This window comes from Lentisphaera profundi, from assembly GCF_028728065.1.
Classification (GTDB): Bacteria; Verrucomicrobiota; Lentisphaeria; order Lentisphaerales; family Lentisphaeraceae; genus Lentisphaera; species Lentisphaera profundi.
In genome coordinates this window covers 93,161-115,816 of record NZ_CP117812.1, presented here as the reverse complement: position 1 = coordinate 115,816, position 22,656 = coordinate 93,161, and the positions used below count along the sequence as shown (strand labels likewise).

At 35.9% G+C, this 22,656-nt stretch carries 17 protein-coding genes; 7 read left to right on the top strand and 10 right to left on the bottom strand.

Annotated features, from left to right (window positions below; genetic code table 11):
• Positions 1 to 4: 4 nt before the first annotated feature.
• From PQO03_RS11980 to PQO03_RS11940, 9 genes are all read right to left on the bottom strand, one after another.
• Positions 5 to 1,000 carry a polysaccharide biosynthesis/export family protein gene (locus PQO03_RS11980; protein ID WP_274153429.1) on the bottom strand — a complete coding sequence of 332 codons (996 nt, stop codon included), beginning with the start codon at positions 998 to 1,000 and terminating at the stop codon, positions 5 to 7.
• Positions 1,000 to 2,028, bottom strand: a complete 1,029-nt coding sequence (locus PQO03_RS11975; protein ID WP_274153428.1) for a polysaccharide biosynthesis/export family protein — start codon at positions 2,026 to 2,028, stop codon at positions 1,000 to 1,002. The genes PQO03_RS11980 and PQO03_RS11975 overlap by 1 nt, the downstream gene beginning before the upstream one ends.
• 2 nt (positions 2,029 to 2,030) lie before the next feature.
• A complete protein-coding gene (locus tag PQO03_RS11970) occupies positions 2,031 to 4,169 on the bottom strand; it encodes a hypothetical protein (RefSeq protein WP_274153427.1) in 2,139 nt (712 codons plus the stop codon).
• Positions 4,170 to 4,183: 14 nt separating this feature from the next.
• The gene (locus tag PQO03_RS11965; protein ID WP_274153426.1) at positions 4,184 to 5,278 is read right to left on the bottom strand and encodes a WecB/TagA/CpsF family glycosyltransferase; all 1,095 of its coding nucleotides are present in this window, start codon (positions 5,276 to 5,278) and stop codon (positions 4,184 to 4,186) included.
• 176 nt (positions 5,279 to 5,454) lie between these two features.
• Complete coding sequence (locus PQO03_RS11960; RefSeq protein WP_274153425.1) at positions 5,455 to 6,930, bottom strand: oligosaccharide flippase family protein; 1,476 nt, start codon at positions 6,928 to 6,930, stop codon at positions 5,455 to 5,457.
• Between the two features lies 1 nt (position 6,931).
• A complete protein-coding gene (locus tag PQO03_RS11955) occupies positions 6,932 to 8,089 on the bottom strand; it encodes an alkaline phosphatase family protein (protein WP_274153424.1) in 1,158 nt (385 codons plus the stop codon).
• A complete protein-coding gene (locus tag PQO03_RS11950; protein ID WP_274153423.1) occupies positions 8,086 to 8,634 on the bottom strand; it encodes a hypothetical protein in 549 nt (182 codons plus the stop codon). The genes PQO03_RS11955 and PQO03_RS11950 overlap by 4 nt, the downstream gene beginning before the upstream one ends.
• Before the next feature lie 17 nt (positions 8,635 to 8,651).
• Positions 8,652 to 9,212, bottom strand: coding sequence for a nucleotidyltransferase domain-containing protein (locus tag PQO03_RS11945; RefSeq protein WP_274153422.1), 561 nt, complete (start codon positions 9,210 to 9,212; stop codon positions 8,652 to 8,654).
• Positions 9,209 to 10,063 (bottom strand): glycosyltransferase family 2 protein, encoded by an 855-nt coding sequence (locus PQO03_RS11940; RefSeq protein WP_274153421.1) that lies wholly within the window; start codon positions 10,061 to 10,063, stop codon positions 9,209 to 9,211. Before PQO03_RS11940 ends, PQO03_RS11945 begins: the two co-directional genes overlap by 4 nt.
• A 384-nt stretch (positions 10,064 to 10,447) precedes the next feature.
• Here PQO03_RS11940 and PQO03_RS11935 point away from each other — a divergent pair, with 384 nt between their 5' ends.
• The 7 genes from PQO03_RS11935 to PQO03_RS11905 all read left to right on the top strand — a co-directional run bounded on the left by PQO03_RS11935 (position 10,448) and on the right by PQO03_RS11905 (position 20,519).
• A complete protein-coding gene (locus PQO03_RS11935) occupies positions 10,448 to 11,329 on the top strand; it encodes a choice-of-anchor L domain-containing protein (protein WP_274153420.1) in 882 nt (293 codons plus the stop codon).
• A 3-nt stretch (positions 11,330 to 11,332) separates the two neighbouring features.
• A complete protein-coding gene (locus PQO03_RS11930; protein WP_274153419.1) occupies positions 11,333 to 14,086 on the top strand; it encodes a tetratricopeptide repeat protein in 2,754 nt (917 codons plus the stop codon).
• Positions 14,056 to 15,678: an exosortase/archaeosortase family protein gene (locus PQO03_RS11925; protein ID WP_274153418.1), complete on the top strand. Its 1,623-nt coding sequence runs from the start codon at positions 14,056 to 14,058 to the stop codon at positions 15,676 to 15,678. The genes PQO03_RS11930 and PQO03_RS11925 overlap by 31 nt, the downstream gene beginning before the upstream one ends.
• A 174-nt stretch (positions 15,679 to 15,852) precedes the next feature.
• Entirely contained in the window at positions 15,853 to 16,959 is a 1,107-nt protein-coding gene (locus PQO03_RS11920; RefSeq protein ID WP_274153417.1) for a glycosyltransferase family 2 protein, read from the top strand.
• Between the two features lie 20 nt (positions 16,960 to 16,979).
• On the top strand, positions 16,980 to 18,203 hold the full coding sequence (locus PQO03_RS11915) for a glycosyltransferase family 4 protein (RefSeq protein ID WP_274153416.1): 1,224 nt from the start codon (positions 16,980 to 16,982) through the stop codon (positions 18,201 to 18,203).
• Positions 18,204 to 18,319: 116 nt separating this feature from the next.
• On the top strand, positions 18,320 to 19,618 hold the full coding sequence (locus tag PQO03_RS11910; protein WP_274153415.1) for an O-antigen ligase family protein: 1,299 nt from the start codon (positions 18,320 to 18,322) through the stop codon (positions 19,616 to 19,618).
• 67 nt (positions 19,619 to 19,685) lie between these two features.
• A complete protein-coding gene (locus PQO03_RS11905) occupies positions 19,686 to 20,519 on the top strand; it encodes an ExeA family protein (protein WP_274153414.1) in 834 nt (277 codons plus the stop codon).
• On the opposite strand, the gene PQO03_RS11900 is transcribed toward PQO03_RS11905, so the two are convergent.
• Positions 20,516 to 22,411, bottom strand: coding sequence for a PAS domain-containing sensor histidine kinase (locus PQO03_RS11900; protein WP_274153413.1), 1,896 nt, complete (start codon positions 22,409 to 22,411; stop codon positions 20,516 to 20,518). The two genes, PQO03_RS11905 and PQO03_RS11900, sit on opposite strands and share 4 nt — an antisense overlap.
• Positions 22,412 to 22,656: the final 245 nt, after the last annotated feature.

The window sequence follows — 22,656 nt, the reverse complement described above, 5'->3', positions numbered from 1 at the left end:
TCTCCTAGTTATTTTGATAATTATCGTCGATTGCATTAGCTGCTGCCGATGATGCTACTGTTTGTACAAAGGCTCTGATTGCCACTTTCACCAAGCGCTGTAAATCAGCGCTTGAATCTTCTGGAACAAAAACAATGTCTCCAGGTTTAAGAAGCACATCGGCTGTCTTACCATGAAGGATATCATTCATGTTAAAAATCAATTTTTCTGGATTGCTGAGAGAGCCTCTAATGATCACTACATTAGGCGAAGCATATTCCTTGATCCCTCTCGATTCTGTAATTGCTTGAAGTAGAGTTAAACGATTGAGATACATAATTTGTCTAGGGTAATTGACTTCGCCAAGGGTATAAACTTTTTTGGAAAGAGCACTAGGAATATGCAGATAATCACCATTGCGCAGCTTTATATCATATTTCGTTTTGCCCTCTAGGACTAAGGCCGTGAAATCAACCTCTAACTGCTTACCTTCACGCATTAGGAAGGCATGCTGTAAATCCGCTAAATCCACTGTAGAGTTACGAAATTCGCCACTCTTAAAACCTCCAGCATCGGCAATTGCTTGAAGAATACTCACATTGCCATTCAGTACTTTTTTTCCTGGAAATTTTATTTGCCCACCAATCGTGTAACTCTGACTATTAAATGAAATAGGGACGACGCTTATAATGATATGTTTACGTTTTTTACGAATGATAAGTTCAATTTCTTCGCGTAGAGAATTGATCGATTTACCGCTAGCTTTCACTGGACCAGTAAGTAAAAATGAAATGTAGCCATGAGAATTAATGATGAGAGTTCTTTCGGCTCGAAAAATCCCGTAAATACTCACCTTGATAACATCACCATTTCCGAGGAGGTATTCTTTTACAGGTTTTTCATTAAGTGCCTTAACTTCATTATTTTCTTTAGATGCTTGAGTAGTTTCAAGCCCTGTAGTCGCCTCATTAGCAGAGATACTACTTGTTAAAATGAACATTATGATAAATAAGATTTTCATTACTCTGCCTCCAAGCCTAATACATCTTCAGAAAAATCTCGCCCAAGACGACGACCAAAAGATGAGGCAAATACATTGCAGGCTAATTCAGTGAGCTCCGCAAGAAACTTGTACGGTTTTTCTGGTACAAAAATGATATCCCCAGGCTGTAAATATATATCATGCTCATCGCCATTTAATACCGCGGCAAGATCAATCTGATAAACCACGGGATCCTGTAGATCACCACGTAAAATCAAAACCTGCTTGATATAAGCTGATTTTTTCAAACCACTACCATTTGAAGCTAGGAGACTGATGATGGTCATTTCATCATTATAAGCGGCAGGATACGCAGATGTCACTGCACCCATTATATAGACTTCTTGAGATAAACCGGAAGCAATATAAATATAATCACCTGGATGAATAAACACATTTTGACTCGCGTCACCTTTTTCAATAAGAGCATGAAAATTTACTGGAATTTTCTTCTCATCACGTATAATGAAAGATTTTTTTAATGAGGCTACTTTCACTGTAGTCCCTCGAAAAACGCCATCGGTCAATCCACCCGCCTGATTAATCGCTTGACGAAGTGTGAGCGAGCTTAAAAGCTTGTATTGCCCTGGAGCTCGTATCTTACCGATGATTGAAAAATTACTACTGTGTACTTTCTGTGGTAAGATCGAAACCTCAGGATTATTAAACAGCTTATTAAGCTTAATTTTAATGGAGTCTGCTATCTCTTCTATAAATAAACCCGCACCTTGAACAGTTACACCATAAAGGTAGTAAACTTTGCCATCGGGAGCCACGGTGACAGAACTGAGAGTATTATCTTGGCCAAAGACAGAGATCTCTAATTCATCGCCAACATCCACGCGACTTCTTTCTAATTTATAAGGAGAAAAGTACTTGGGGTCAATAATTTTTTGAGGAGCTTTGGCTTGCTGTTCGAGTTTGGGATAGCCAGTCAATTTAATAGGCTTCCTGTGAGTCGTACAAGAACTGAGGAATACGAGAATTGCTATAATTAAAAATTTCATTTTTATACCTGTATAAGTGAAGAATTAACTTTATCGAGGATAAAACCCTCTGGACAAACACCTTTAAATTCGAAATCTTTTAGACGATTCACCAAAGTTTTTCTTTTGGCTTTACGGGCATCTACTACACAAAAAAACCAATCTGCAAAATTAATAAGATCTATCTCAGCTTTGCCGCATTCTGTTGTAGGGATATCAATAATCACGCGATCATAATGAAAACTTAATTGCTGTAGCGTGTCTATCAGTTCTTTTGGAATCGCATTATCTTGTGCACAGAAACAAACTTGATCAAAATCCCCTTCTTGAACAAAGTTATCTAGTTGATCTTCACCGGCATGATAATCATTTAACAAATGAGCTTTACTTTCTTGATCAGTACTAAGATCCTGATAGGTGCAAAAAAGTACTTTCTGGCCACGTTCTGCAAAATATTTTGCTGCATGAGAGGCTGTATGTGTACCTTCTTTAGATTGGATGCTCACAATCTTTTTTAGCTGCAGATGAGTATTGCTATCCAGTGTTTTTTCGAGACCTTTAAAAATATCTTCATCAAAATCTTCACCTGATTCCAGCTGCATGATACAAGGGATTGTGAAGTTAATACTTATTTGTTTTTTGGTGTTTATCGACTGATCAAAAACACAACTGTAAGTCAAGTATACGAGTGCTAAGCCGATTGTAAAAATCAGTACTAAAGGAGGCACGGCTAAGAGTTTCATCGGTTTAATCAATCTAGCACTATCCGCAAATTCATAGGGCACCAAATCTTTAATTTCACTCCGCATCATGATTTCTACATCTTGTTGTTTTTTACGAAGATTATCTAAAAGTTCTGAAAGAGCTTCTTTTTTGCGTAAGCTATCATCGAGTTTCATTTCTTTATCAGGGACTTGATAGAGTTTTTGTTGTCCTTCTTTTATATTGAGCTGAATTGATTCGATGCGATTCTTTGCAGATTCGAGTGCACCATCAGCTTGTGCAATCTGCATATAAATTTCCTTCTTACGCACATTAGGCATATAAACTTTTTGCAAAGTTGATTGTATATCCTGAGATGCGAGTTGAGTTTTTAGACCAGAAATTTTTTCTTTAATTGCCTGTACATTAGGATTGCCTTCTCCATAAATTGATTGAGCACTGAGCAAAGCCATTTTTGTGTTTGTCAATTGAGCTTTTAAGGGATTATCTTCATAGGAGTTACGTACAACTTCATCAGGCATTTTTGCGTATTCACTTTTTAATACCTTGAGCTCTACATTGCGTTTGCTGTAGTCAATCTCAGCCTCAAGTAAGTTACGTTCCTGAAGACTAATGGATTCCATTAAAATTCTATATTGCTCGCGAATATTTAAAGCCCCCGTTTTTTTCATAGCATCAGCAATCAACTTATCTTGAACGGCCATCTTTTGTTCAGTCATTAAAACTTGACTTGAGAGATTGCTAAACTTCTCTAGAAAGTAATCATAATAAAACTTTTTGTTGGCTTCCACTGCCAATTGACCTAGAAGATTACTGGCTTCTATGGCTAGTTCTTTATCGCTATGAGTAAATTCCACACGAACCATTTTATTTTTATTATCAAATTGAATATCAACTGCAGCTTTGAGCTCATCTAGCGTTTGAACTGTAGGCAGTAAGTCCAAGGCTTTATTCAAGGTCTCTTTATGCTCTATCATGGTGAGACTTGTACTCGTTGGGAGGATTTGTTTATTTTGAAATTTAACCTCTTTGTATAAAAGCTTATGGCTGGCAAAAAAGCGCTGTTTTTCATTCCACATCTCATGGGTAAAGTAAGTCGCTACAGAGGTGCACAAAACAATTAAAAGCAGTAAATAAGGAAGACGTTTTCGTGAGTCATGAGCGATTTTTTTCCAATCAAAATTCGCTAGTATATCTTTTTTATTAAAAGCTCTCACTACTTTCTCTGTAAAAGGATGCTTACTGTGCATTTCTAATTTTGACGTTTGGCTAGGCTCCACAACAGATTTGAAGTTTGAGATCACCTCAGATTCAATTTGATCTGTAGAGTTAGGATCAACAAAATTAGAAATTACAGAACTTGCGTTCTTAAAGCTTCTGAAACTCAAGGTTTTTTCTTGCTCCAGATTCTTTTTATTTATGTGATTCGATGGATTCATTTCAGATATTCCTTTTACATAACACGTGTAATCAATGACTTGGTTTTTCTTCTTAACCATTGTCTTGGTTTTTGATGCTCTCTGTGCTTCTTAGCCTGGATCAGTTCAACGCCGTAGATACGACAGATTTTTCGAAGTTTCCACAAGCTATGTCCCTCTGCTAATGTTAAGTCACTGAGAGCTACCGTGGTGAATTTACACTCATTAAATAATTGATAAATATTCTCCACCATTTTATCATTTAAGCGACCCATAACTCGAATCGAGCCATCCAATACTTCTTGACCTTTCTGTAAATCGAAGAGATGATAACCTAAAAATTTTAGGATATTCAAGCGCCCATGAATCATAAAAGAAATTAAAAGCAGAATCTGACTGAAGTAACGCTTCCATAATTTTCCCGGTTCTTTACAAAGACGATAAGCCCACTCCATCCCGATATTCTGGAGCAATTTCGGTGCTCGCAAAACACGACCACTTATAAAATTATAACTTCCACCGATACCTATGCTCACAGGGATTTTTAAGTCTTTTTTATAACGACGAAAAAACATCTCTTGTTTGGGGTTTCCCAATCCAAGTAATAGAATCTTTGCCCCTGAATTATTAATTTTTTCAATGAGGCCAACATCATCTAAAATCTCTCCCACATCAGAGACCATTGGACTCGCAAAGCCCGCCGCGTTAAGTCGGGGATATTGCTCTTTTAATGCTACATGGGCTCTTTTACAAAGTTTTTTACTCTCACCAATATAAAATATTTTATGTCCCAAAAGAGCCGAATATTTCGCAATATCAAAGACGAGATCTGCACCTGTCACACGCTCTTTCATTGAGGCATTTTTCATTTTTCCTAAACAAACAATCGGCATCCCATCTGCTGTTACGAGATCTGCTGTTTGGAGTGTCTCATAGAGTTCTTGATTCTTAACTTTAAGACTGAAGGTGTGGAAACAGTTCGCAAGAAAGTCCATATTGAGTGTCGCAACGTATTGAGCTTTGGCTTCTCTTTCATAACGTCTAACTAATTCATGTATCGCATTAATAGTTTCAGTTTTATTTAAGGTCGATACGGGGATTTTGAAAATATCTGTATTTGTAATGATCATTGTTTCATTCCTTATTTTTCAAAGAATGTTATCATAGCTCATGCTAGAGATGGTGATTAAACCATAATATACTTGAAACAAAGGACTTAAGAATATTAAAAACCATTAATCCCCATTGGTTTATCATTTTTCACACAGTGATACACTTATTTGTTACACCAAAGGACTTATGCGTATTAATGATTTTTTTTACTTAGAAATTCTAGAAAAGTTTGAGTACTTCCTGTAATATGTAGGACTCCCGCACATGAGGCTAGGTAGAGTATAGCCAGCGATAAATCACCTAATAGAGTATTTGATTGGGGGATAAAACTGAAAGGAATCGCTAATAATAAACAACTCGCTATAATTTTTAGAAAAAACTTAGCTGGAAACCAAATACCACCTATCAGACGACGAATAACTAATAAACGAATGGGGATGGTTAGAGAAAAAGTTAAAATCACGGCCGCTATAGCTCCACTTAAGCCATAGTTTGGAATCAAAATAATATCTAAAGCAATGTTGATTGTGACCTGTAGGATCAGTAAGCCGACGGTTTTTGAATTTTTTTCAAGCGTGGTCACCGCCATCGAGAGTGGCATTGATATAAGAGGTAAAATATGTATAAGACTAAAATATTTAGCTACATAGCCTGCACTACTCATATCTTCACCATAAATTTTTGCTACCAGCTGCTCTGAAAAAAGAAAACCTGTAAAAGCCAAAGGAATGGAAAGGAGAATCAAAACTTTGAACATTGATCTAACCATCTTCGGAAGCAAAGTCTTATCTCGCTGATAAGCTTCCGCAAAAGCGGAAGAAAAAAGTGTCTGCAATGCCATGGGAATAAAGGTGATCGCCAATAGAGGTAAACTGTATCCTAATTCATAAAATCCGGCAATCTCTGGTAAAAAACAATAAGCTAAAATAAACACTTCAGTATACTGAAGCATGAGTGATCTTAACAGCCCATTAAACCATACAGGAGTGGCCAAAGCAAGCACTCTCTGCACGGGAAGGTTATTCTCAGTACTTTTCTCACAAACGGGCTCTGCTAAACGCTTTCTCAATCGCATGAATCCAATCATAGAAGTAAAAGCTAAAGCAAAGAGTTCTACACCAAGAATATATTCAATTTTCACATCATTTGAGCATACCCACCAAACCGCAAAATATATCATAATTGATTGTATCAGGGCAATAAATGCCACTGTTTTCACTTCAAATAAAGCAGTCAAACTATCGGTTACGGTATTTTTTACTACCCAAGCTAATATCCATAAAAAAATGAATTCTAACAATAAAGGAGAATCCGTTGTTAGATACTCAAAGATATATACCTTAACAAGGTATAGTACACCAATACAGAGTAACCAACTTAAAAACTGACACCCCAAGCTTCGAATAAGAAAGCTTTTAATTCCTAGATAATCCCTTTTAACTTCAATTTCTGGGACATAACGTAAAATGCAGGTATTGAGGCCTAAGGCACACACTATCACCATGTATTGTCCAAAGTTTTTTGACAAAGCCAAAATTCCATAATCTTCCGGACTCAGAGCCTTGACCACCATCACCGATACAAAAAAGTATACCACAAACGTTACCAGCTTAGCTGATAGCAAGTAAGGAACAGAGCGTAAAGCTTTAGGTGTGAAGGCTACGGACATCTTATTTCATGAGCCAGTGCATTTGATCCATCATAACCTTATAGATATCTTTAATAGATTTAAGGTCATCACGAGGCTCACTATTACCGCAAATCTGAGCATAGGAATCTGCATCTGAAGGGTGATAGCCATGAAGTCCTGGAGTGAATTTCTCGCCCATATAACTTGGACAGATTTGCTCGCCAGAATTCATCATAAAGATCTCTTCACCAAACTTACGATCTTCAAAATACACCCCAAGATCTTTTAATTCATCATCGCTCAAGGTACGACCATGAGCTGAATCTTGGAGAAAGCTTTGTATGGTTTCTTTACCTTTCTGATTTAAATACCAAAAACGCGCCATAGTCGAATCATAGACTGCTACATAATCCTCATTGTATATTAAATCCAATTTAGCGATTTCAGCTTGCAGATCGTATGTAGATTTCGTGTCGTGCATACCATGATCTGTAAAAACGTGAAACTTAACATCTTCATAATTCTGTTCTGCTAATTCCAGAGTTTCACGTAAGCGTTGATCATACCAGCGCACCTTCTTTTCGACTTTTTCATCTTGCGTGCCAACGCTATGCATCAGTGAATCGAGTCCTCCCATCGAGACATAAGCGAAGTCAATATTTTTCGACTTGATTTTTTCTTCTAATTTCGAAATTTTGACTTCATCACTCTGACCATAGTGATGAGTATGAAAACTCAGATTGTTTTTTGAAAGTTGATCGAAAATATTTTCACCTTGATTTAGGCCACCTGGTTCCCAGATGCGATTTTTTTCTGCATAATCGAAAAGAGGTAAATATTTAAAAGGCACATTATAAAGCATGAAATAACCAGTGAAGCCATGAATTTTTTTAATCCAAGAACTGAGTTTTGAACGTACTCTATGGTGATTCATGATTTTTTCAGGCATGAAGCGCAAATACTTTAACCACTTATATGGACAAGTTTTGGGTGCATAATAAAAAGAGTTCCAATGACCGTGTTCACTTGGACTACGACCCGATATTATAGATGGATCACAGGCACTAGAATAGCCAAAGACGGTTTCTAGTTTTTGTTTCGATTTCAATTTATCCGCTAAAAAAAACGAATGCTTCTTAAGGATTTCCCAGCCGAAGGCATCAATAAATAAAAACAAGGCTAATTTTTCTTTTTTCACAGGTACTTCTCCCTTAATTGATAAAAAGTTTGTAGACAATTTTCCACATTATGAGTACAGCCCTCTAGACGACTCACTAAGCGACATTCACTCACACTTAATTGTGTTTTAAATAAGAGGGGGAATATTGTAAAAAGACGTTCTCTGGGGTGTCTCCCTAGCCAATGGGTATTGAGTAGTTCACTCAGTCCAAATCCACGTATATTTAAATAAACATTCTTGATTTTACTAGTCAATGGGAGCTTGAAGCAAGGGATTAGCATTTCAGAATAATAACTATTATATTCCGAGATTTCTTTACTCAGACGGATGCCCTCAAACTCAAAATAGAACTTGATAAAATGCTCTTTTATTTGATCGAAGCTGGCTTCCATATCTTCATGTAAGAGCTCTCGATCACCAATAAATTTAAAGGCCACCGCACGCTGATACTCATCGATGATCCATGAGCGGTTTTTGAAAGAATTTATTTCTTCAATCTGATCTCTTTTGTTTTTGTAATAAATGCTGTTGATTCCCGATGCCATAAGCGCCGCATCACCCATGGCGAGAATGACTTTGTTTAAATATTTTTATATAAGAGTAATTCGTTCTCTGTGAAAGAGTTCACACTTCTTAAGCGAGTCGAAATATCAAGTAATAATTTTCCTCTATTAAGAAGTAATCTTGTCGCTTCTGAGAGATCAACAGATTTATAGTTGGGCATCAGCTCCAATATTCGCGGATCTCCATAGACAACTTTGTGGCCATATTTCATCTCGTAATTCATTAAACTTGCATCCGCACGCTTTAGACTATTTTCGGTATGAAGAAATAAGTCCACCGTGATTTCTAAATCTTTTGTGAGTTCTCGTTCAAGTTGATGAAATACTTTTTGAACTTTCCGGCGTTTCCATTCGTTCATGGATTTTCCTACGACGACTAAATCGTAATCATTAAAAGGTCTTAAACCACGTTCAGTCTGAAAAGCAGTGCCTTCTCCACGACCATAGGATCCCATAAGAACAATCGCTTTAATACTTGCTGCATATTTTGAGGTTAAACAAAGATTTATAATGGCGGCTAAATCACGATCAACTAATAAATCGAATTTATTTCCTGCATTTACGGTATACTTACTCATAGCTCTGTCTCCTTTCTGCTTGCGGCCAATTTCACACCACGGTAAATCGCCATGTGTATCGTCATTCGATATAAAATGTTATAAGGAATCTCTGCTAATTTGAGTCCTTTAATTGCTTTAAGAGCATCGCGTGTCAATTCTCGTGAACAGATATAAGCTTGCCATAAAAGTGATGGTTTAAGCATCTGTAAACGATAATAAACGATCCCATGTCGGAATTTTTTTCTGAATAAACCCTTGATGGTATAATTGTGAGAATGCTGAACCACGGCTTCATGGACATATTTAAAATGGAAGCCTTGGCGTTGGCACTGAATGGCCCATACTAAATCTTCCGCATAACCATCGTCATAGAACTTGACTGCATCCCATAGTTTTCTTTTAAATGCACACGCGACTGCTGAAAATTTTTTATAGTCCTGTGAAGAATCGCTCTCATTGATATAGGTCCTCGAATAGTCATCTTTCACAATGAAGAAAGCATCTTTTCTAGCGAGTTGGCGACTAAAAGTCGCATCCGCTCTATTATTTAAAATGGGTTCTAATAAATTTTTTAACCAGTCAACACTTTGTGGAATTGCATCGGCATTTAAGAATACGATCACGTCTTCTTCACAAGCTTCAATCATATCGTTTAGGACTGTTCCAGGGATATAATTTTCTGGGGCAATGCATTTTACAGACTCACTAAAAGCTTTCACCACTTGTAATGTGCCATCATCAGATCCTGAATCAACATTATATAGTTTATAAGAGTTATAGGTCTGAGCTAAGAGATTCTCGAGCGCTTCCCTAACGTAGGGTTGCTCATTTTTAGATCTCATAATAATAGCGATTTTGTTAATAGTCATATCTTTTACTCCAGATTGTTTGGCGAAGTATCAGCAAACAATAGGCATAGACTCATCATAAAATCATAAAGACTTAATAAACAAGAATTTAAAACTTTATTTCACTGCTAGTTTTGTGTCAAAATAAATCTTGTCACCATATTTACCCATTGTAATACACCTTTTCTACCCCATCACAATAATAGTCAAATATAGCTATTTTCGACTAATGATAAAGGGTGATAAAAGTAACAATATATACAACAAACAACGCACAAATATGTAATATTAAAATAATAAATAAAATATTAAATACTTATTATAAAATACTTATGACTATGTCGGATAAAAAAGGATCACTAATTGCTTTATACTTGCAATCTAAAAAACGTAAGGTAAACCAAAATGAAAACATTCATCACCCTATTACTACTGAGCAACATTCAACTACAAGCTGAAATCATCATAGATAGCTTTGATAACATCGACAATCTCGTAAACTCACTTATAGATGAACAAGCCTACATCGATCCAGGAGTTCAGGTTTCTAATATATCTTACAATGGAGACAGTCGAGCTCTAGGCTACTTCAGCAATGGTCTGGATGCTGGTTTAGGCATGGACAGCGGTATTGTTCTTTCGACTGGCTATGTCAATACTATTGACTCTGTTAATTCATCCAGTCGTACATCAGGCAGATTAAATACCGGCGGTGATAGTGATTTAAATTCCCTTATCCCGGGTTATAGCACATACGATGCCACCAGTATTGAAATGGATTTCACCACTCAAGGAGATAGTGCCTACTTTAATTATGCCTTTGCATCAGAGGAGTACACTGAGTGGGTGGGCAGTTCTTATAATGATACTTTTGGTTTTTTTATCAATGGTGAGAACTATGCTCTAGTTCCCGGCGAAGATGATATTGTCGCAATTAATAGTATCAATCATAATACTAATGAAGATTTTTTTAATAATAATGACTCTCATCATGATCCAAATAACAATCAAGATTTTGATTTTTCTTTCGATGGTTTCACTAATACTTTTACCGCCAAACTTACCGGATTGAATGCAGGGGAAACGTATCATCTAAAATTAGCCATTGCTGACGCAGGTGATACCTTGTGGGATTCCGCTGTTTTCCTTGAAGCAGGATCTTTTTCAAAGGTCCCCATCGCTCCAGCAGGGGCACCTGAGCCAGAGTTTTATTTACTGATTATTATTGCAGGATTTATTCTCTACAAAAAATTACAGCAAGAAAAATCAAACGTGTTTGTAGGTTAAATTATGCGTATTCTTATTATTACTTTTCTACTACTCAGTTCTGGAGGCGGATTATTATTCATGATGAATGATAAACCCATAGAGAAAAAGTTACCCAAAGTAAATAAGTCAAACTTGAAAGCTATTGACTATCTAGATCATATTAATGATAAGGAACTCAACCTTAGTGCCACAAAAGAAATCTTTAATAAAATGAATGAAAACATCAACTCAAGAAAAAGACTTAAGGCTATTTATGTTCTCAGTGACTTAGTCTCCAAAACTAAAATAACTGATGCTTCCTTAAACTATATCGACTCATTACCTCAAAGGATTTTTCCTCAATTTAAATTGGGTATGATTTATTTCGATATGGGTAAAAAAAGTAAAGCTCGCGAATGCTGGAGAAAAAGTTCACATGAACTTAGTGAACTGTATATAGCGAGGAGCTATATCAGTGAATTTAAATACGACAAAGCTCTGAAATTTTTATTGCAGCAAGACTTGAATCAAATGAATTTTCAATCTCTAAATTTATTGTATTCGCTGCACTTTATTAAAGCTGATAAAACTTCACTTAAGACAATTCTTGAGCACGTATCTCAGCGCTTTCCTGAAAATAAAGAATGGCAACTTAAAGTCGCACTTATGAACTTTATTGGTGGTGACTATCATAAAGTACAAGAAATCATCGCGCCCATGATCTTTAGTAAAGAGCTTGAAGTTAGCGAGCTGGCCTGTGCTTACAATGCACGTATGTATTTATTTATTTCTCGATTAATCTCACAGCCCAAGAATACTTATATTGATGATATCCTTATGGCGGCAAAACAAGATTGTCAAGCTATTTTTGATATCTCCGGCCGTAGTCAATACTTTCGCCTTTTTATTGACCAAAAAACTATCGAAAAAGAAATCGTATTTTATCAGAATTTTATCTCAAGTCAAAAAGATTCTAATACTCTATTCCCAACACCCTCATCATCTCACCTCGTAAGTCGCTACCTAAGTAGCCGTTACTACATAAGTAAAAAACAATTTAGTGCCGCGTCAAATTCTATTAAAGCCGCGGAGTTTAATAGACACATTGAACAAATAGAAGGTCTACATCTGGGTTTTCTTAATTCGCCTCTATACCTTTTTAATAATGCTCAAATTTTAACTCTTGAAGGGCAACACCTCAGTGCCTTAAAAGTCATCGAACAACTTCATCAAAATTCTATCAGCGATGCCTCTATAAATTTATATCAATTCAATCGTCAAGAACTGGGGAAACCAAGCTCGACTTCATTAACAACTCTATTCACCAAAAATAATTCGCTAACACCAATGCTTCATTTAAATAAGAAATTTGAAGAAGCAATTAATGATGGGAACATCCACAGTGCTTTAGAAATCATTCAAAAAGCAAGTATTTCTAAACAAGAAAAGGAATTTATTTCCGCTTGTCTCATCCGCAAAAATGATCCTACTAAAGCCAAGCAAGTTTTCACCCGACTTGGAGCGGCAGGACTTCCACAAGCTTTGATTGAACTGGCACTTATCGATTATGAACAAGGCCAAATTAATACTTCTAAAAATTCACTAAAAAAAGCTTTGTTGTTTTCATCCACAAGAAAGAGTGCCTTACTGCTTTTAGCACGACTTGCCGCTGAGAATAAAGAGTTTAAGAAAATGGAGGAAATACTAATTCCCTTAAGGAAAGAAAAAGATCTGCAGGCCTTACTCATTTTGGCAAGTAAAGCTTTGGAACTAAAACTTTTCCCTCAAGCACTAAAATACTCCCAGGAGGTCATCATGAGTTATGGTAATCGTAAGGCTCCACTACTCATCAAAGCGGCTGCGGTTATGGATATTTATAGTAAATTGCCTACGAGTGAAAATAAAGCTCTGCTCCGACAAACTGTACAGCAAATAGAGAAACTCCAAATCGCTCGAGACCAGGCTATTCACCGTGCTTTAACTGAACTTTATTTTCACTTAAATGACTTAAAGCAAGCTCAAGAATATATGGTAAAAGTTGATGACCCTCAATTACATAAAAAAATCATTAGTTCTCAACTCAAGCAAAATATGGCTGCCAGCCAAATCGAGTCTTGGCAAAAATTACTCACGCTGCATGGAGATAAATTTACTGATCTCGAATTACTTAGATTCGAAAGCCTAAGACTTATTAAAAATAATAAATATTCTGAGGCTCTGCAAAAAATAAACCACTTAACTGATCGAAAGACACTGACCTATAAAATAATTTGTCTTCATCAAATGAAAGATTTTGATAAAAGAAATCAACTTATAAGTCAATGTGACCAAGCTCTACAAAACTGGAGAATATTAGGAGATATCTCTTTTCGTGAACAGCAGTATGATCAAGCTGCAGAATGCTATAAACAAGCTCTCGCACTTCAACCTTCAAACATAATCATCTCTAATAATTATATATCTGCTATTTTAGAACTCCCTAATGCACAATTCTCCACTGTATTAATACATGCCGAAAGTAACTATCAAAAACTTCCTCAAACTCAAACTCTAGACACACTCATAAAAGTACTCAGTCGTTTAGAAAAATGGGAGAAACTACAAAAATTACTTGAGCAGCAAGATTCTCTATCCATTTCAAACCAGCTTATGCTCGCAAAAATTTATGAGTCTTCCTCTCTCAAAAAAACTGAAGAAATTCTAACACGACTACTCACTGACCGTACTTTAGTTTGGCACAATAATCAAAAAGATGAGGTTCTCCAATGGCTCAGACATTGTTCACAAAATCATTAGTGCATAAGACTGTACTTATCTCTAGTTGCCTCCTTATTGTTTTATATTTTGGAGAAGTATTTGATCAACTATGGGGAACTCAGTTAAGGCTTATTTCTGCTATTTTTTCTGAATATTTCCTCTCTTATTTGGGAATGGATATCGAACGTCAATTTACGATTCTTGAAGTGGGAAATATGTCATTCGATATCATTCCCGCATGCAATGGATCAAAGAGTATAAAGATTAGTTTAATCTCTTCATGTATACTGGCTATTGCGAGTAAAAAATTAACGGGATTGAGTAAGTTTATATTTATCATGCTTAGTATTCCTCTGGCCGTATTCGTTAATAGCATCCGCGTCTCTGCCTTAGTTGGACTCAGTTATCTAAGCGGTTCTATTATTCATGCAGACACCCTACTTCATACCATTATTGGGCTAGTTTTTTTTGCGATCAATATATATATGCTTACAAAAATTTTAGAACTCATGATATCGCTTAAGCAAGCTACATTTAAAATAAACTTATTGTACCCTGCCATACTAATGACATGCCTAGTTATGCTTCCATTTTTCACTGCTTGCATACGCGATTGGAAGGGAACCATTTATAACCAAAATGACACCGCTTCATTTCTTTTTTTCATCTGGGGCATTGGTATTTATGCCTTTTTGGCTTTTAAAAGCTCGAAAAATCATAGTGACTATCTTAGTGGCATTCTAATGATGATCTTTATTCTTGCCATCACCAGTCTTATTCAATTATTCAGCATGAATAATTATATTCTAGGCTTTTGTTTTTTAGTCAGTCTTCATAGCTTTAATACTATTGAATACGGTTTTCAAAATAGTTTAAAAAAGACTCCTTTACTGTTCATAATTTTCATGGCTTACCCAAAAACTAATGAACAAGTAATGGAAATGTTTAACTTAAGTCTAGATCATGTCCTTATTAGTAAATTTATCATCGCAGTTCTACTCAGTTCATTTGTATTGAGTAGAACTAAAACCATTAAATATACATGTACACGCCCCTTACCATTTATTTGCTACAAGTACATTCTTGTTGCTACTTGTTTTCTTTTTGGAATTCAACTCTACAGCTCACGTAAATCTCCTGTGCCATTAGTGACTCAATCCTTTTACTACCCTTACATATTAAATAATTGGGAAGGTTTTGACCTAGAAGTAAATGACCAGGAACTCATAAAAAGAATCTATACCAAAGGTTCCGAAAGTGCCGGACTCATGATTATTTCATCCGAAGGTGATTCTAAAAATATACACACTCCTGAATACTGCCAATTTGGTATCGGTTGGGAGGTAAGTTCACGCCAACAAATTCAGTATAGTAATACGAAATTTTCAGATTTAAACGTCACTAAACTTAAACTTAAGCAAGAAGGATTAAGTCGTGAATTCATCTATTGGTTCCAAAGCGATGACTTCACATGCGCTACTTACAGTGAATTTATCGCTCATAATACGATGGCTCAACTTCAAGGGAAACAGCTTCCTTGGTTACTTTATATTACTTGGTCTGATAACTGTACCCAGCTAGAAAAAGATTTTATTCCAATCCTTCCAGAAATCCAAGTCAATACAGACTAAACATCCAGATGGAAATTCACATAATCATGTAACAATTTTGTTACATGATTACAAGAAACTCGCTCATTAATATTCATAAATATTCATAAATATATACAAACAAGCTATTTACATAAATACTTTTATCCTTGGCATCATATAAGCATTTGATTAAATCAAAAAAAGGGAAGTTTTATGAAAATACTTATTGGCATGCTCATTCATAATGAAGAAGATATCATAGCTGATACACTAAAAACTGTTTTCACACAAGATATTTTTAATCATACACAAGATAAAATTGAAATGATCATAGTTGCGAATGCTTGTAGCGATAACAGTGCGGCAATTGCTGAATTCCTGCTGCGGGAGTTTAAACGACTTCATTTGAATTTTACCTATAGAGTTGTAAGCAAAGAAGAGCCTGGAAAAATTGCTGCGTGGAATGATCTCATCCATCTCTACTCCGATCCTGATTACGACTATATCATCTGTATGGATGGCGATATCATTATTCAACAAAACCATAATTTTTCAACTTTAATTGACGCACTCGAACGTAACTCTGAAGCCTTAATTTCTAGTGACCTACCCATCAAAGATATCAGTCTTAAAGCGCACAAGGGTTTACGTAATTTTACTTCTCTAGCCTTTTCAAAAATAACCCAAAAAGGGACATCACAACTTTGTGGTCAACTTTACTGTGCACGCGCAGATTTCCTCAAACAAATTTATATCCCACCAGAAGTTTTGATCGATGACACCTATATTAAATTCATGGCGTGTACAGGTGGCTTGAAGCACTCAGTAGATGATTCAAAAATCATTAGCCTGCGCCACATCAGTCATATTTTTGAAGCTTACACTGGTGTGAAAGATTACTTCAATAATCAAGTGCGCCAAACTGTAGGTTTTTCTTTATGGAGAATTTTTAAAGAAATCATTAAAAATGATCTCATTAATGATAATGCCATTCAAGCTGTAAAAAAACGTGCCTTAGAAAATCCTGAATGGCTCAAAGAAGAGATGCTTATTTATTTTGCCCAAGGCAAAAAATGGTACATTTACTCTGGTGCCCTATCAGTTCGATTTAAAAGACTCACACGATTATCTTTTAAGGGAAAATTAAAAATGATCATCCCCGTGATTTGTGCATGGTTGGTCGATATTGCTGTGGTTTTCGTGAGTAATCAAAAAATTAAAAATAGTCATTTACAATCACTTTGGTCCGATACCAAAAGTAAAAAAATTGCTCAAGATTTAAATGCTATGAAACTTCGTGAAACGCGCTTTCACCTCTAATAAACTAGGAGAACAATCTTATGAAATCTATACTTTTAGTCAATGAACGATTCGGCCGTTATTCAGGTGCTGAACAACATATATATGTAACCCTCCCCTACATCGCAAAAAAAATGGCAGTCAGCTTCCTCTATAACGAAGATACCGGTAAAGATAGCCAAGAGCTTGAAAGTGTTATCAAAGAAAAGATCCAGTATGATTTCGAAGAAAAAGCTCATCGTGCCTATAGTGAAACTTGGAAAATACTCCAACAAATCCAACCTCAAATGATCTACGTACATAAATGTATGAATATTGGTATGCTACAGGCTTTTCGTGATTTTGGTTGCCCTCTTATACGTATGCAGCACGATCACGATATGTACTGTATGAGAAGTTATAAATATAATCCAATTAGTAGAAAAATTTGCACTAAAAAAGCCGGTATAGCCTGTCTGATTCCCTGTGGCGCTTCTCTGAATAGAGAAAGACAAGGAGAATCTAGTCGACTTGTCTGGCGCAGCTACAGCAAACAAATGCAACAAATCAAAATTAATAAATCCTTCGATGAAGTATTTGTCGTCAGTGAGTATATGAAACAAGAATTAATAACACAGGGCTTCCACAAAAGTAAAATTAAGATTTTCCCTCCTGTACCTCTCCCCAAAAATGATCTTCCCATAAATTCATATAGTGATGAAAATATCATTATCTTTGCTACTCAAATTATTCGTGGAAAAGGCCTCGATTGCCTCATCAATGCTCTTGCTCTTGTGAAAACAAATTTTAAACTCTATGTATTTGGTAGCGGCTCTCATAAGCAATACTGTCAAGAACTTGTACGTAGCTTAAAAATGGAAGATAAAATCATCTTTAAGGGCTTTGTGAGCCAAGAAGAATTATCGGCTATTTATGGTTCAGCTCTTTTTGGTGCTGTACCATCAGTTTGGCCTGAACCTATTGCCACTGTTGGCTTAGAATTTCTTCGCCATGGTTTACCTGTCATTGGTTTCGATGCAGGTGGAATTAAAGATTGGCTCATTAATGATCAAAGTGGATACTTAATTCCCTGGATGAATATTGAGAAAATGGCCGAAAAAATTGAGCTCATGCTTAATAACAAAAAGCTTGTGAGGAAATTAGGCGCATCTGGTCGGGAATTTGTAAATACAAAATACAATTTCGATAATTATATCGAGCGACTCGTAAACCATTTACTAGACAAAGCAGAAAGCTTTGTGAGCCATCAAAACCTAGCGGTTTAAGAGAGTCCTAATTGTCGGAATATAAATACATAATTTTCTTCTTTATTCTTTTCGCAGGAGTTCCGATTGGAGTCTTTCTTTGTCAAGTCCACAAACTTATACCAAAGCTATACTTCATGCTCCTGATATGGTCGAGTTGTGAACCTGATAAATTTGGTATAAATTTCTTTTCTCGTGAATTCTATCGAGCTTCGACTCGTGGCTTTGAACTAAGTTTAATTGATATTTGTGCTCTAACTCTTGCAGGAAATTTACTTATAAATTGGAAGGAAAATAAACGTATATTGCTTCCCGCACTTACTTGTCCCTACCTATTTTATCTTTTAATTGCGCTAATTTCCTGGGCTCTTAATTGTCAAAATTTACCTGTACCAGATCCCGTAGTCACTAATAAATATACTATATATCCACCTCCTTATGCTCAATTCGAATTATGGCTTTATCCACTTTTTGAGATAAGTAAAATTCTTCGAGGTCTCTTTCTCTTTTGGATATTAGTTAACTACCTCCAGAACCCAGAGTATATCAAAATTATTTATATGGGTTTGCTATTAACTGTTATTTATCTCACCCTTTTAGCTCTCAGGGATCGCTATATTTTTGGATTCCACCGCATTAAAACAAATTTGGGTCATGCCAATTCGTTTTCCACTTACATGGCCATGCTAGGCACTCTATTTTTCCCTTTAATACTTTATGCTAAGTCGTGGTTATCATCTTTTGTTTATTCATTTCTTGTCGCGTGCTGTGGACTGTGTGTCATTTTAACGGTTTCTCGTGGTGGACTAGTGGCAATGGCCCTTGGTATAGCCTGCTGTTTATTCTTTCTTTGTCGCCGAATATTTAGCCTAAAAAATATTATCCTGCTCTCTATAGGCCTCTTCTTTACAGCGATCATTTTATTTATATCTTCCGACACCCTTATCAATCGTTTCTTCAACAAACAGGATGCGAGCGAAGACATGACTTATCGGGGGAAATACAATAAAAAAGCTAAACTCATGGCCGCAGAAAATGTTTTTGGTGTAGGTATAGGAAATTTTTCAGCATGGTCATGGTTAAAATATGCACGACAAGTCGATGAACAACTGCCTCCCGGAACTCCTCCCCATAATCTTTGGTTCATTAACCTAGGTGAATTGGGTTACCCTGGTTTAATCGCTTTTGCCATTATATGGATAAGACTTTATTGGATGGCATTTTTAAATCTAATAAAAACTCGTAAAGATAAATACCTCTATACAGTGAGTACTGCATGTCTTGGTGCAAGTTTAGTACTCCATTTTCAAAGCATGCTTCAATTAGGCTATCGCCAAAGTCCACAATATTTTTTAATGATCATAATATGCTCAATCATCGTTGCCATTCATCACATTAAAAAAGAACCTTTAAGTACTACTGCTACAACTACTTAAGAAATACTTTAGTAAGTTGGCATTGCGTATTCTAGATTAACTATCAAATATTGATAATGAGATAATAATGAAACCATTTATGCACAAAAAAAATTGCGCTTTCGAAACCGACCCTACGCCCTCTTGTTTTTTTGAAAGCCCCCAACATGCCGAAGCTATTTCGCGCCTGCAGTATATCTGTACTGATCGAGGTATTAATATTGGTGTCATTACGGGAAAAATCGGTTCCGGGAAAACCTTACTCTGTAAGACCCTTGGGCAAATGATTGATTATTCTTATAAATTAGTCTATATCCCCAGTTCAAATATTTCCTTTGAGGCCATTTTAGATACCATTATTTTTCAGTTAAGCGGCGTGCATAAGACTATTGAACTTAAGATGGATCGTTATCTGCTTTTGAGTGAATTCGAAAAAATCATGCATGAGACAATCATTGCTACAGGACGTCACCTGATCATCATGCTTGATGAGTGCCAAATGATTTCAGTTGACTGCCTTAGGAACCTTAAATGTCTTACTAATAGCACTCAAAATTCATCTGGTGTATCGCTCATTCTATGTGGCCAACCAGAATTCAATCAAACTCTCATGCAATGTCCTACAGTAGCTCAACGTGTCGGTTTAATGTATTTCCTACCTTACCTAGAGGCTGATCAAATCGAATCCTATATTCGCTTTAGGATGAATAAAATAAATAAGGAAGTCAGTATCGATCAAGAATCTGTAGACATGATTTATGGTTTTTCCTTAGGATGTCCAAGAGAAATAAATAAAGTTTGTAAGATTGCATTTGAACATGTTGATGAGCAAGATGCTGTGCATTTCTCCCATGATACCATTTCACTCGTAATTAACGATATTCAACAACAAAAACTTTGCCTCTCAATGCCTAGTTTCTAAGACAGTGTATAAGGCAGTAGGATTATAAAGCTACAACCAAGTCCCGGATTTGAGTCAAAACTTATACTTCCTCCATGTTTACCAACTATAAGGTCATGAGACAACGCCAAGCCCTGACCGGTTCCCACTCCTACTTCTTTAGTTGTGAAAAAGGGATCGAAAATTTTCGTCCGAATACTATCTTTAACCCCAATTCCTGTATCCGAAATTTTAATCATGACGTTTCGCTTCTTCATGGTCGTTCTAATTGTAATCACACCCAATGTTTCAAAAGTTTGAGTTTTAATTTGCTCTTCGATTGCTTGAGCTGCATTCACAATAATATTAATAAAGGTCTGTGAAAGTAAGCCTGGATAACACATGACCTCATGAATATTTTCGTCTAAAATATATTTGATTTCTGCAAATTGTTTCCACTGATTTCTAGAAAGAATAACAGCTTCTTTTAATAAAGTATTTATATCGTAACTGACTTTTTCACTTTTAGAAGGATGAGACATGACCTTCATGGATTTGACAATGACACTGACTTTCCCTAAACCCTCTTCACTACCTTTAAGCGCTTTCGGTATTTCCTCCATTAAAAAATCGAGCTCGATGTCTTCTTCTAATTTTTTCAGTACTTGACTTGTGGGATGTTCTTGAGTCATTTTAACATATTTCGCTAAATCATTGAAGGCATCTTGCAAGAAAATACAATAATTTCGAATGTACTGAGTAGGGGTATTAATCTCATGCGCAATACCAGCAGCCAAAGTCCCCACAGATTCCATTTTTTGGGCTTGAAGAATTTGTTGCTGCATCCGTTCTCGTTCGCGTATATCTCTGATAACTAAGGTGAAATACATCACTTCTTCGTATGTAAAATGACTTACTGAAAGCTCAATAGGTATATCTTCACCATTGGTGTTTTTGAGGACAGTTTGTTCAACACTTACAAATGTTTCCATTATATCTTCGCTATAATCTGACAATCTAAAATTCGGTAAAAAAAATTCACAACGCAATTCGCCTGGATAATCATCCGTCAAGAACGTTAAACGTCGAAATGATGCGTTCATTTGAATAATATCACCCGAAGAACTTGTACAAATAATGGCATCCGCAGCCGTTTCCATAATATTACTCATTCGAGCATTAGCATACTCGTTTTGTCGCATTTCTTGCCAAGCTTGATCTTTCACCTCAATGAGTTCGCGTATATACTCGTTTAAGCTATCCACTAAGTGATCGACTTCTACTGGTTTTTTATAGGAAAACTTTTCTTGACTAATCTCTCCTTTGCGTGCCAATTCAGTGAGGTCTTTAATCGGTTGTACTACTGTTCGATTGGCCCACTTTAGCATAATTAATGAAAATGCGATAAAGAGTGTGGGGCATACATAAACAGTGAGTGAAAACTGTTTCTGTAAGGAACTAATATAAAGCCTTTTTTCATTTATCTGAGTCCGTAATTTTTTTTGCAAAGCTTGAACACTTCCTTCTAGATCTAGTGTTAATTTTCCACTTGCTATACTTAAAATTTTCCATTCTGCATCAGTACTCATTTTTTTGGAGCATAGGTGCATGACCTGTTCAATTCGTGCACTTACTAAACGAATATTATCGCTTCCCACATACTGCTGGTTTATATATTTAATGGCATTCACCTGCTCCTTTAAACTCTTGTGTAAATAGGGCTCATGTTTCATTAAATATAAATCTAGAGTGCGCTTCCATTGATTAATAAAGATTAACGCTTCATCTGTTTGAACTTTGTCTTGTTGGAGTAACTGCAGCTTCTGCTGCTGAACATGGATTAACTCCCCTCTAAAAAAAACAATGCCCACGGCCGTGAAACCCACACACATGCAGGATAATACTAGCATGGTCGTATAAAAACTTATTTTCATTACCTAGACTCTCCCCTCACATTAACGTTCTTTTGTACTCGACTATTTTTAATAAATAAAAATTAATAGTTTTACTCAAAGTAAAGAAATATAATTCCTCAATAAATTTTTCAGCTAATTGATTATTCAATAAGGCACTTCATTTCTCTAAAACATAAATAAAACTCGATAAAATCATCTAAAACTTCATAAATATATCATTCCGCCTCTTTTTTTGTGTGATTTTTCGCATAAATAATTGTTTC